12 protein-coding genes and 2 pseudogenes are annotated in these 12,649 nt (G+C 43.3%); 8 read left to right on the top strand and 6 right to left on the bottom strand.

Annotated elements, in window-relative coordinates:
- Positions 1-478 precede the first annotated feature (478 nt).
- A complete protein-coding gene (locus NWP21_RS03515; protein WP_271731223.1) occupies positions 479-913 on the top strand; it encodes a ferritin-like domain-containing protein in 435 nt (144 codons plus the stop codon).
- Between the two features lie 97 nt (positions 914-1,010).
- Entirely contained in the window at positions 1,011-1,955 is a 945-nt protein-coding gene (locus tag NWP21_RS03510; protein WP_280791626.1) for an FTR1 family iron permease, read from the top strand.
- Positions 1,956-2,219: 264 nt separating this feature from the next.
- On the opposite strand, the pseudogene NWP21_RS03505 reads toward NWP21_RS03510, so the two are convergent.
- Positions 2,220-2,582, bottom strand: a pseudogene (locus NWP21_RS03505) (thioredoxin domain-containing protein); the annotation flags it as partial.
- Between the two features lie 162 nt (positions 2,583-2,744).
- Complete coding sequence (locus NWP21_RS03500; RefSeq protein ID WP_271731220.1) at positions 2,745-2,900, bottom strand: hypothetical protein; 156 nt, start codon at positions 2,898-2,900, stop codon at positions 2,745-2,747.
- A gap of 594 nt (positions 2,901-3,494) precedes the next feature.
- Here NWP21_RS03500 and clpP point away from each other — a divergent pair.
- Positions 3,495-4,106, top strand: a complete 612-nt coding sequence (gene clpP, locus NWP21_RS03495; RefSeq protein WP_271731218.1) for an ATP-dependent Clp endopeptidase proteolytic subunit ClpP — start codon at positions 3,495-3,497, stop codon at positions 4,104-4,106.
- A gap of 48 nt (positions 4,107-4,154) precedes the next feature.
- Here clpP and NWP21_RS03490 read toward each other — a convergent pair whose 3' ends face one another.
- The gene (locus NWP21_RS03490) at positions 4,155-5,018 is read right to left on the bottom strand and encodes a hypothetical protein (RefSeq protein WP_280791625.1); all 864 of its coding nucleotides are present in this window, start codon (positions 5,016-5,018) and stop codon (positions 4,155-4,157) included.
- 1,234 nt (positions 5,019-6,252) lie between these two features.
- Between NWP21_RS03490 and NWP21_RS03485 the strand changes: the two genes are divergently transcribed.
- The 5 genes from NWP21_RS03485 to NWP21_RS03465 all read left to right on the top strand — a co-directional run bounded on the left by NWP21_RS03485 (position 6,253) and on the right by NWP21_RS03465 (position 10,781).
- On the top strand, positions 6,253-8,589 hold the full coding sequence (locus NWP21_RS03485; RefSeq protein ID WP_271731216.1) for a ribonuclease R family protein: 2,337 nt from the start codon (positions 6,253-6,255) through the stop codon (positions 8,587-8,589).
- 20 nt (positions 8,590-8,609) lie between these two features.
- Entirely contained in the window at positions 8,610-9,230 is a 621-nt protein-coding gene (locus NWP21_RS03480) for a flavin prenyltransferase UbiX (protein ID WP_271731214.1), read from the top strand.
- A 61-nt stretch (positions 9,231-9,291) separates the two neighbouring features.
- The gene (locus NWP21_RS03475) at positions 9,292-9,987 is read left to right on the top strand and encodes a LapA family protein (RefSeq protein WP_280791627.1); all 696 of its coding nucleotides are present in this window, start codon (positions 9,292-9,294) and stop codon (positions 9,985-9,987) included.
- Positions 9,968-10,162, top strand: a complete 195-nt coding sequence (locus NWP21_RS03470) for a hypothetical protein (protein ID WP_280791624.1) — start codon at positions 9,968-9,970, stop codon at positions 10,160-10,162. Before NWP21_RS03475 ends, NWP21_RS03470 begins: the two co-directional genes overlap by 20 nt.
- 73 nt (positions 10,163-10,235) lie before the next feature.
- A complete protein-coding gene (locus NWP21_RS03465; RefSeq protein ID WP_280791623.1) occupies positions 10,236-10,781 on the top strand; it encodes a shikimate kinase in 546 nt (181 codons plus the stop codon).
- Positions 10,782-10,800: 19 nt separating this feature from the next.
- Here NWP21_RS03465 and NWP21_RS03460 read toward each other — a convergent pair whose 3' ends face one another.
- The 3 genes and pseudogenes from NWP21_RS03460 to NWP21_RS03450 form a co-directional block, all read right to left on the bottom strand.
- On the bottom strand, positions 10,801-10,986 hold the full coding sequence (locus NWP21_RS03460; RefSeq protein WP_280791622.1) for a PCP reductase family protein: 186 nt from the start codon (positions 10,984-10,986) through the stop codon (positions 10,801-10,803).
- 122 nt (positions 10,987-11,108) lie between these two features.
- Positions 11,109-12,497, bottom strand: coding sequence for a photosystem II reaction center protein CP43 (gene psbC / locus NWP21_RS03455; protein WP_200988592.1), 1,389 nt, complete (start codon positions 12,495-12,497; stop codon positions 11,109-11,111).
- A pseudogene (locus NWP21_RS03450) lies at positions 12,481-12,649 on the bottom strand (photosystem II D2 protein (photosystem q(a) protein)); the annotation flags it as partial. The gene psbC and the pseudogene NWP21_RS03450, both read right to left, overlap by 17 nt.

Raw genomic sequence — 12,649 nt, 5'->3', positions numbered from 1 at the left:
CAAAAATAAGGTGTAGATGTCTAGATTGCATTGTGCTGTCGAGGGTTTAGTAATTTCTCTCATTCTCCCATACCCATTACTAGACGACCCTTATTTATCAATGCACTATTTTGTTATTCTGTCAATGCGTAAGTCCTATAGTCATCCTATTTGAGTGGTTTATTAGCATACTGATGAAAAGTAAACATTTATGGTTATGAACAAGCTGGAATATGTAATGAATTATTAAATGTTAGCAGTAAAAATACTGTCAAATTTTACCAAAAAAGTAATAGCTGTTGAGAAATTATCTTAAGAATTATGAAAAAATTGAGTATTCCCGCCATGCGATCGCATTTACTTAATTGGTGTCACACACACGGGAGTTTAAAATAAATGGGAAGTGAGGCCATAGTTAATGTCTAAGACTCTAAACCAATAAACTATACCTCCTAACTCCATACTGATAACTCCCATTCCTAAATCTAACTAACAACCGATGCAAGAGCTTGACAAACAAAAGACTATCGACATACTGAACGCTATCATGGAATTTGAACTAGCCGGAGTAGTCCGCTACACCCATTATTCCCTGATGGTCACCGGACCTAATCGCATACCCATTGTCAATTTTTTCAAAGCCCAGGCCAGTGAATCTCTACTTCACGCCCAACAGGTAGGAGAAATTCTCACGGGTTTAGATGGGCATCCCTCTCTAAAAATCGCCCCCATGGAAGAGACTTACGAGCATACAGTCAAGAATATTTTGGCGGAAAGTTTATTCCATGAAAACAAAGCACTGGATTTGTATAAAACTCTCTTAGGCACTGTCAGTAATGCTAGCATTTATCTAGAAGAATTTGCTCGTGGCATGATTGGGCAAGAAGAGATGCATAGTCTCGAATTGAAAAAAATGCTCCGGGATTTCAGCTAAAAGTTAAGGACTGGGTATTGGGGGTATTGGGGGTATTGGAATTTTTCCTTACTCTCTATTCCCTATTCCCTATTCCCTATTCCCTATTCCCCAAATTATGAATATCACTACCGCTCTACCTAGTTTTGTGATTACACTCCGAGAAGGAGTAGAAGCTGCCCTCGTTGTTGGCATTGTCCTAGCTTTACTTCAAAAAGCCAACCAATCGCGACTCAATCCTTGGGTATATGCTGGTGTGGCTGTTGGCATTGTCATTAGTGCTTTGATGGGTGTGTTATTTACTTGGTTAATTCAAACACTGGGAACAGTAAACCCTCAGTATACCTCGGTGATTGAGCCGATGCTGAAGTCTTTGCTTACTGTCCTTGCCATCGCTATGCTCAGCTGGATGCTCATCTGGATGACTAAACAAGCCAGGTTTATGAAAGCCCAAGTTGAAGGAGCAGTCACAGAAGCGCTCACACACAACTCAAATGCCGGGTGGGGCGTTTTTAGTTTAATTTTAGTTGCTGTTGTCCGTGAAGGTTTTGAAACTGTTCTATTTATTGCTGCTAATTTTCAACAGGGATTTGTACCGGTCTTCGGTGCAATTGCTGGTTTAGTAGGGGCAGCTGCTATTGGAGTGTTACTATTTAAGTGGGGTGTCAAAATCAATCTGCGCCAGTTCTTCCAAGTGATGGGTGTTTTATTGGTATTGATTGTTGCCGGTTTAGTGGTTTCTGCCTTGAAGCATTTTGATCAAGGTTTTGCTAACCTCGCTTTGAGTGGTAGCACCTCCGATAATATCTGTTTCTATTACGATCACTTCAGGAACATCCACTCTTGCGTTTTGGGTCCCATGGTGTGGAATACTGAACAAATATTGCCAGATAAACAATTTCCCGGCATTATTCTCAAATCTTTACTTGGTTACAGAGACCATCTCTACTTAGTACAGGGGATTGGTTACGTTTTATTTTTGACAACTGTGGGGTTACTTTATTTCCGCAGTCTAACTGGTAATGTTTCAAATTACCGGAATAATTCACTCAAAAACTCATGATTATTATGATGTCTACCCACCTATGATCAAAAGTTTTCAGTGGTGACTAAACTCCTAAATACGAGTAAAAATTTTTTACCACACTAAAACCTATGAAAAATGCGAGTAAACACACAAGGCAAAATTCCACAAGGGAACCATGACGGCGCTACTCGCTATTATCTATACAAGGTTTTAAGACTGAAAAAAGCTACATATCATCATACAGTAATCATGCCAAAATTACTATTAAAAAGATAACAAATATTGTTGCTGATGTTCTTATCTACCCCCCAAGGCTAAATCTAGTTCCCTTTGAGTACAAACTTGTTTGCCATCATACCGCGATTTTTCTTCCCTATCGGAGAAGCGAGTCCCTCGTAATGCTAATTCTGCATAGGGGATCATCGGGAACCTATTACATGATTGATTCCGAGTAATTACGGCTGTGCTAATTTCCCAACTTTAGCGAAGTAATTCATTTTCCTGAACTTGATTTCTGGCTCCATCTTGCAACACCGCAGAGGTAAGCAGAGACTCAATAATTAGTGCTTTACGTTGGCTTAAATCTTCTTTTTCTGTATCGCAGTAGTGGCGCAAGGCTTGCAATACTTGCAGAAATCCGGCACGACCATAGGGCGTTTCCACAGCAAGGCGATTAGTCATAACTCATAAGCCAATATTTGCCCTACTCAGTTTACCCTGTTCCTGTGGAGTTTTAGCCTACAAACTCTATCGATGAACAAAAAACTCAACCAGGGACTTATGCCTCAAGTGCAGGACTATATGCTCATGGGAGCGGCTGGTTATTTATTTGAAAGAGCGCAGTAGAAAGCTGACAATTGTAACTCGCGTTTCGGCTATTGATGAAGTTACCCTAGTTTGAATTCGATGATTAGTGCTTAGTCCTGCTATTAGGTGGAGTAAAAAGGTAATTATGGCGGCTTGCACAAGTTTTTCAGGCATGGCAGTTATCCTTATTCTTATTGTTGATAGGAGTTCAAGTAGCAGCGACTTCTGTAAATACGCTTTACTATTGGTTTAGCGGACTTGACCGGATTAATTGCATAATTGATCAACCAAAACCTAAGAAATGTTGGAAATATTACCAATAGTTCAAATAAATTTACTTTTACACTCGCCATATCCAGGTTTAATTCTAGATCCACAGCTGATGTGGAAAAGCAAAGTCTTGTCTGAGACATCACCTGTTGATTTTTAAATTTTTTCCTCCATGACCACATGGAGATACAGACATAGACGTTTATCCTCTATAAAAAGTGTCCAGGAGGATTTTTTTCATCTCTCAATTAGAGGAACAATCAGCAAAATTTGGGACAAAACTAGCCATCAGCCATTCACTGCACTCGCCACATATTGATCCCACAACTTCCAGTCAAAGAAGAAAACCAGGGCGATAGATTCTGGTAGAACTCCAATAAAAAATGTCTTCGCGCCCTACCTGTTTGGCTTCGCCCAATGTCAGCCCACCCTCGGTAGGCAGGAAGAGTGTCAACCCGATAAGATAGATGTAAAATTAAGATACTACAAGCACGCTGCATGATTCCTATCGTTGTTGAACAATCCGGTCGGGGCGAACGCGCCTTTGATATCTACTCACGACTCTTGCGTGAGCGGATCATATTTTTGGGACAACAGGTTGATAACGAGATTGCAAATTTGATTGTTGCCCAATTGCTATTCTTGGACGCTGAAGACTCGGAGAAGGATATTTATTTGTATATTAATTCTCCTGGTGGTTCGGTAATGGCTGGTATGGGAATTTTTGACACTATGAAGCACATTCGTCCCGATGTTTGTACCATTTGTACTGGACTGGCGGCAAGTATGGGCGCTTTTCTACTCAGTGCAGGTGCTAAGGGTAAGCGAATGAGTCTACCCCATTCTCGGATTATGATTCATCAACCCTTGGGTGGCGCTCAGGGGCAGGCGACTGATATTGAAATTCAGGCACGTGAGATATTATACCACAAGCAACGACTTAATGAATATTTAGCTGAACATACTGGTCAACCAATTGAGCGTATTGCTGAAGATACCGAACGGGACTTCTTTATGTCCCCAGAGGAAGCTAAGGAATATGGATTGATTGATGAGGTTATTGACCGTCACGCTGCTGGTAGCCGTCCAGTTGCTGTTCTCAATCAGTAGCTGTAGACTTGGGGATCAGGACGCAAGCCCCAAATCCCCCATCCCGGATTAAAATCCCGCTACCGGGTCTGGTTGAGACTCCAGATGTTTGAGAAATCCGTGTAATTCTTCTGCTGTGAGTAAAGTGCGAGACCGCTTACCGTAGGCTTGAATTAAATGGTCTCTTCCCTGTTCTGGTGTCCAACCTAGACGCTGAAGTTCCACATCTGTTTTGGCAATCACATCAGACAAATCAACTGGTTCACTGGTGTTCTTTTGTTTACCTGCTCCTGTGTGATCAGTCCCATGGTCTTGGAGGTTAGAACTGCGGGGTGTAAATGGTGTAACATTACCCGCAAATCTCTGATGTTTTGGCTGATGATCAGTGATTGTCTGATCATCTTCCACTGAGTTATATAATTCTAGTGGTGGGTTGTCATTTACTGAAGCATTTGGATAAAAATCGGGGCTGTATGTATGGACATTATCAGCACTATCCGTGCTCACTGTTACTGAATCGGATGGGATAATCTGTTTATTGACCTGCGGTAGAGTTCTTTGAATATCATTGGGTGCTGACCACTGGCTACTGCTATAGTCTTCATCTATCACCGGGGAATAGTTACTCTCATTGGGGTGGTTCAATTTCACCCTAGTGTTGTTCCAAGTAGGATTTGACTCCATTGGTGATGCTACTGGCTGAGTGCATTCTACCGTTACCTGTGCAGAATTATTTATACCCAAAACCATTAATGCTCTAGTTCGGGCTTGGTCTTCTGCTGCTTCTACGGTTTCTGCCCCCGCCATAGCAGTAGCACGGGTGAGATTTTCAATTTGCACGCTAGCCCGGACAATATATTTCCCTTGGAAAATTTGCACTAATTCAGTAATAATACTGCCGTTGGGATATAACCTATGGAATTGAGCCAACATCAACATAATACTGCCACCAATCTCAATGTGCTACTTTTTCCTCTGTTCTGATTCATTGAGGCTGAATATTTCTGAGTATTAACTAAAAATTCTAGAATTTTAACGATTGATTATTCATCCGACATATTCAACTTTGCCCACTTAAATGCTTTTCAGGATAATACTCCCAAAAAAAAAGCACAAATTAAAAGTTTTTACTTGACTCAGAATTCAGGAATCAGAAATCAGTTCTGTCCCAATTTTAGCCGATTGCGATGGGCGCACTGTCAGAGGCAATGGCATCTCTTGAGCATGGGGGTGATTGACATGCTATACTGTTTACCCAATTCTATACTTGGAATTATTTCCTATAAGTACGCATTAAATCTACAATAATGGAGATAAGGTTCCCAGCAGTTGCTTCAAGCTGCTTAAGTGATTGTTACCGATTCTATATGTAGGAAAATCAGGTTTACGGCCAGTTTATTCTACTTACACATCAGGAGAACATGGTTTGAAAGCACCTGAAATCTAGACAATCAAACACTTGTGGTTTTACCCGGTAGCACTTGTGGTCACCGTGAGTGAGTTGTCTTAAACCAGCCTATGAGTAAAACTCATTCCGTAATTACCTAGAGTTGCTCAATTCCAATCAAGTGTACTGTATTCAAGTCTAGTTGTAGGGGCTGCTCTATCCAGACGAACTCACCAGATGATTTTATAGTGCGAGGTATGGCTACGCCGCGCAAGCTATTGTAGATATAAAGTGGCTGACCGTAAGGGTGAAACTCCTAACCCTGCCTTACGGAACCCTTCGTTTCCTATAAGCGTGCGGTTAGGCAGAAATGACCGACGATCTGATAAGAAGTCGTTGTCTATCATGCCCCCGGGCTTGACGCGCAGCGTCCCCCCATGGGGAGAAAGCTACAAATAAAACTGACTTTTTTTTGGAAACTGAAAAACCCCTCTCCAAACCTCTCTGCTCCCAGGAGAGATAGTTTAAAATTTCCCCCTTCTCCTTGTAGAAAAGGGTTAGGTAGAAGAGGTAGGGAAAGGGGATTGGGGGGTGAGGTTATACGATAATCTTTACTCATGACCTGAAAAGTCAGCATAGCAAAGGTTCTTTTGAGTTTTGCGTAGCAGCAAAGCGCCCCTGTAAGCCGTATTCGCGCAGCGTCTCCCCTTGGGAGAAGGTATACAGGAAAGGGCCAGATTAAATGAAAAATGATGTTTTGACCAAAGGTCGGTTCACTGCATGGAATTTTCTATCGCTACACTCCTTGCCAATTTCACTGATGATAAATTGGTAGCTCGTAAAGTTTTGGAAAAGAAACTGGGTTGTGAGGATGAAATTAGTTTACAAAAACTTCACATTGCCTTGGAAGTTCTCGAAAAAATCGGAATTCTGGTGAAAGAACGCGGCAAATATCGCCGGGTGGCAGAAGAAGGCGTAATTGAGGCCAAGCTCCGTTGTTCTAGTAAGGGCTTTTGCTTTGCCATTCAAGATGTGGAAGGCTCTGAGGATATTTATATTCGCGAAAGTCATCTGAGTAATGCTTGGAATGGCGATCGCGTTTTGGTAAGAGTCCTCAAAGAAGGTAGTCGTCGTCGTTCTCCAGAAGGAGAAGTGAAGCTGATCCTAGAACGGTCTAACCATACTTTACTAGCGCGAATTAAGGCAGTAGACAACGGTTTCCGTGCTGTACCCTTAGATGATCGGTTGTTGTTTGAACTCAAAATCCAAACAAACAGCATGAAGTTAGAAGAAGCTATTGACCACCTGGCTCATGTGGAGGTTTTGCGTTATCCCTTGGCACAATATCCCCCTTTGGGTCGAGTGGTACAAATCCTGGGTAGCGATGCCGAGGCTGCTGCTGATATAGATTTGGTCACTTGTAAGCATGATCTATCACGTAATTTCCCGGAGATTGTGATAGACGCAGCTGCTAAGTTGCCCAGAAGGCTCCTGAAGGCAGACCTGAAAGACAAACTAGATTTACGCAATTTATTTACTCTGACTATTGCGGGTGTAAATTGTGATGCAAAATTTAGGGAAAATGCTTTCAGTTTGGAGAAAACAGCGGAGGGACATTGGCTGCTAGGTTTTCATATTGCTGATGTTTCCCATTATGTCCACCCTGATGAACCCTTAGATAGAGAATGCGCGAAGCGGGGGAGGTCAGTTTACCTGGGCGACTTATTGCTGCCTATGTTACCGGAATCAGTGGCAGATCTCTGTTCGTTAGTACCACTAAGCGACCGGCTGGCGCTGTCTTTCTTAATTGCTATTGACCCCAGGTCTGGAGAGGTTTTGGAGTGGGAAATTCAACCTAGCGTTATCAATGTAGATACGGCAGTGAGTGGGGAACAAGCAGAAGCTATTCTGACCGGTGAATTTCAAGGTCAACCACTAAAGGTGATTGAGATTCTGCAAGGGTTGGAAACTCTACGCAAGGCTGTGAAACTAAGACGGTTAAGTCGTGGTAGTTTACAGTTGAATCTACCACCTAACCAAAACCCCTATGCAGATGAGGGGATCTTAGGAGCGGTATTGGTGAATGATTTACCAGTGCGCTCGCTCTTGACCGAGTTTGTGCTATTGGTTAATGAACTCATGGCTCAACATCTGAGTGCTTTAGGCATCCCCGCCATTTGGCGAGTCCAAGGCGTACCTGATACAGAAGATGTTCAGGAAATGCTGAAATTAGCCATCAATTTAGGCGTAGAACTAGCATTAGAAGCAGACGTAGATATCCAACCTTTAGATTATCAGCACTTAACTAGGGCTTTTGCCGAATCCCCATCGGAGCAAGTTCTGACCTATCTCTTACAAGACACACTCAAGCCATCTGCCTATAGCACCACTAAAGGATTCCACTTTGGTTTATCACTACCACAATATACTCACTGTACTTCTCCCCTGCGACGATACCCAGATTTGCTCATGCAAAGAGTGTATCATATGCTGCTAGAGTATGGACGTGATCGCCGCAACACCCGGGTGAAAGAGCGAGTTAACCTGCGCCACTCCTCTTCTCACAATGAAATTAACTGGAACGTGTTACCGCCAGAATTGCAACAGGAACTGCAAAGCGACCTGAATCGGGTAATTATCCAGATTAACGACCGAGAAAAACAAGTCCAAGAAGCCGAAGCCGATTTAGCCGGACTGCAAAAAGCCCAACTGATGAAACAGCGCATCGGTCAGGTATTCCAAGGTGTAATTACTGGGGTGCAATCTTATGGGTTCTTTGTGGAAATTGAAGTCCCAGGCGCTGAATCTATATCAGAAGAAGATATCAGCGTACCTTTACGAGTGGAAGGACTGGTACATGTCAGTTCCCTCAAAGATGATTGGTATGAATACCGCGCCAGACAACAGGCACTATTTGGGCGCAAAAATCGAGCTTCTTACAGACTAGGCGATCGCGTAGCTGTGCAAGTTAAAAGTGTCGATTACTATCGTCAGCAAATTGATTTAGTAACTGTCAGCAATGATCTTGTATCTCAAGGTTTTGATGTTAATGCTAGTCAAAACGACACATCAGATATCTACTTACCCAGTAACTTAGATACTTATGCAGACGATTAATAAACTTTATTCAAGCCGCCGTGTCCACAAACTCTAAACCACTTATATTAGGCATATCTGGTGCTTCTGGTCTCATCTACGCCGTTCGTGCCCTCAAATATCTGCTGGCTGCAGATTATGAGATTGAACTAGTTGCTTCTAAATCAACTTACATGGTTTGGAGCAGCGAACAGGAAACTCGAATGCCGGCTGAACCATCAGCACAAGAACAATTCTGGCGAGAACAAGCTGGAGTAGCCGTTGGGGGCAAACTACGCTGTCATCCTTGGGGTGATGTGGGCGCCGGAATCGCCAGTGGTTCTTTTCGCACCTTGGGGATGATCATCATGCCATGCAGCATGAGTACAGTAGCAAAGCTAGCAGTTGGCTTAAGTTCTGACCTACTAGAACGGGCTGCCGATGTCCAGATTAAAGAAGGCCGAAAGCTAGTCATAGTCCCCCGAGAAACACCATTCAGCCTCATTCACCTACGAAACTTAACAAGTTTGGCAGAAACAGGAGTCAGGGTCGTACCAGCCATTCCGGCTTGGTATCACAATCCTCAAACCATTGATGACTTAGTGGATTTTGTAGTTGCTCGTGGTTTAGATCAACTAGATATTGATTGCATTCCCATTCAGAGGTGGCAAGGAAGTAAGTAAAGGTAAAATTTAATCAATTTTGTCTTTAGTTGATTTCGTAACTTTGACTTTTGCCTTTTATATGGCTGTAATTCGCTTAATTCTTTTAGTAGCAGTACTAGGAATACTTACACTATTGTTAGTTCAAAATTGGTCCCCTGTTCTCCCACTAGTATTTTTGGGTACGCGAACTCTACCGTTACCACTGGCAATGTGGATTGTTTTTAGTACTGCTGCTGGTGTTTTTACATCGCTCCTGATTACTATCCTCCTGAACATACCAATTGATTTTGGGGGGCAAGAAGAAGAACGCCAAAGACCATTTAAATCAACGGCCACTTCACCCCGCGGTAAAGCGGCATTTAGGGAGGAACCTTTCAGCAAGCCTTCTAGAGCGACCGGCGCAACCGGTAAAACAGAGTCAGCCACCAGTAACACGTTTGACGATTGGGATACAAATGACAGCAGAACTGATGATTGGGACTTTGACAGCGCACCACCAGAACCCCGGAATTCTAGTCCTCAAACCACCTACGAACGCCAACAAGAACCTCAAAGCAGTTCTAAATCTGGTTCTGTTTACTCTTATAACTATCGTGAGCCAAAAAATACCGCCGTGGGAAAAACTGAATCCATTTACGATGCTGATTACCGGGTAATCAGACCACCATTACAACAACCGACTACTAATCAAGATGAGGATCAAGCTGATGATGACGACTGGAAGTTTTTTGAAGATGATGATTTAGAGGATGAAGATGACTCCTCGCGTAAATAAGCTTTTAACTAGTGGGTACAATTGGGCGCTAGCTCTGACCAGGCAGATACTAAACCATGATCAGAGCGAGTATGGTACAGAACTTGTATACCGCAGTGGTAAATGGTTTGGTTGCTTTCCTCAATATAGAGAAACTGTACCTACTGGCACTTCTCCAGAGTCAAGCAAGAAGTAAACGCTAAATCTACTTAGGTAAATTTAGAGAAGTTGTATAGACAAATATATCTTTAAATGGAGTCAAATAACTGGTGAGCAGCTTATTGCAAGGAGTCAACCTGTATTTAATTGGCATGATGGGCGCAGGTAAAACCACGGTAGGAAAATTACTAGCACAGCATCTGGGTTATAGGTTTTTAGACACTGATGATGTCATTACTAAATCAGTAGGAAGATCCATTAATCAGGTGTTTGCCCAAGAAGGTGAAGCAGCATTTCGCCAGTTAGAAAGCGATGTACTGGCACAAGTTTGTGCTTATACCCATTTGACTATAGCAACAGGTGGAGGCATCGTATTACGACAAAAAAACTGGAGTTACCTCCGCCATGGTTTAGTTGTATGGCTAGACGTACCAGTAGAATTACTGTACACACGCATAGCAGAGGATACTACAAGACCATTGTTAGAAGATGCCGATCCCAAGGGCAAATTGCGATCGCTTCTCGAAGAACGAAAACCACTTTACTCCCAAGCTGACCTCAAAATCACCCTAAGAGAAGAAGCCACACCTGAAGAAATTGCTAACAGAGTCATAGAAGCAATTCCTGGTGTTCTCAAACCAAAAGTTTCTCCCTGAACTAGTTATGGGAGCATGACTACTGTCCAAATTCCAGCCTAGCCTGTTCCACTAAATCGGCTGTGACCACCTTTTTATCTGCTTGACGTGCCAAGTGCTCAATACTAGCTCTAGCTTGGGAACGGGCAAAAAAGGGAATATTCTGCAATTTTTGCTGCGCTTCTAATGTCCAGCGCAAAGCATCGCTAAAATTTGTATTGCTCATAATGACTTCTTGATGATGCAATTAGTTCAATTCTCTCATATTCTGGGGACGAAAAAAAGCCCTTGTTATTAAACAAGGGCAAGTAAAAAAGTGATTGTCACTGATGAAACAAAACCTATAACCTAGTCAATGTCATTCATGAACATAACTGGCTCAGTTTCGCGGTTAATTCCCTTTTCAAAGCCACCAGCACCAGCGCGGGCGCGACCAGCGTGCCATAGGTGACCAATGAGGAAGAAGAAACCTAATACATAGTGAGATGTTGCTAACCAAGCACGTGGAGATACGTAATTGAAGGAGTTAATTTCCGTAGCAACACCACCTACGGAGTTCAGAGAACCCAAAGGCGCGTGGGTCATGTATTCAGCAGCACGACGTGCTTGCCAAGGCTGAATATCATTCTTGATTTTATCCAGGTCAAGACCGTTAGGACCACGTAGAGGCTCTAACCAAGGGCCTTGGAAATCCCAGAAGCGCATGGTTTCACCACCGAAGATAATTTCACCAGTGGGAGAGCGCATCAAATATTTACCCAGACCTGTGGGTCCTTGTGCAGAACCGACGTTAGCACCTAAGCGTTGGTCACGAATTAAGAAGGTCAAAGCTTGAGCTTGAGAAGCTTCAGAAGCAGTCGGACCAAAGAATTCGCTGGGGTAAACAGTGTTGTTATACCAAACCATTGTGGAGGCGATGAATCCCATTAAGGAAAGAGCGCCCAAGCTGTAGGAAAGGTAAGCTTCGCCAGACCAAATGAACGCACGACGCGCCCAAGCAAAAGGCTTGGTGAGGATATGCCAAATACCACCAGAAATACAGATAAAGGCAATCCAGATGTGACCACCAATGACATCTTCCATGTTATTGACGCTGACAATCCAGCCGTCGCCACCAAAAGGAGACTTGATCAAATAACCAAAGATCACAGCGGGGTTGAGTGTTGGGTTAGTAATAACACGAACATCACCACCACCAGGTGCCCAGGTATCATACACACCGCCAAAGAACATCGCTTTGAGCACCAACAGCAGCGCCCCACATCCGAGAATTATCAGGTGGAAGCCGATGATGTTGGTCATCTTGTTTTTGTCTTTCCAGTCATAACCAAAGAAGGAGGAATACTCTTCTAAGGTTTCTGGTCCACGAACAGCATGATAAATACCGCCAAAACCCAAGACAGCTGAAGAAATGAGGTGAAGTACACCAACAACAAAGTAGGGGAAGGTGTCGATAACTTCACCACCAGGACCAACGCCCCATCCCAGGGTGGCGATGTGAGGAAGCAGGATTAAACCCTGTTCGTACATCGGCTTTTCAGGAATGAAGTGAGCGACTTCAAATAAAGTCATCGCTCCGGCCCAGAATACAATCAAACCAGCATGGGCAACGTGAGCGCCCAGTAGTTTACCAGATAGGTTGATTAAACGAGCGTTACCAGACCACCAAGCAAAACCTGTGGATTCTTGATCACGTCCACCGCCTAATACAGTCGGTCTATTAGAGAGCGTTACCACGAGGTAGAACCTCCTCAGGGAATACAAATTGTTTGTGAGGCTGATCTTGAGGAGCCATCCAAGCGCGGATACCCTCGTTCAGCAAAATGTTTTTGGTATAGAAAGTTTCAAACTCTGGGTCTTCTGCTGCCCGCAATTCTTGGGAAACGAAG

Origin of the sequence: Anabaenopsis sp. FSS-46 (assembly GCF_029891665.1) — a bacterium.
In the GTDB taxonomy this organism is placed as follows: domain Bacteria; phylum Cyanobacteriota; class Cyanobacteriia; order Cyanobacteriales; family Nostocaceae; genus Anabaenopsis; species Anabaenopsis arnoldii.
This window is presented reverse-complemented; position numbering and strand designations above follow the sequence as displayed.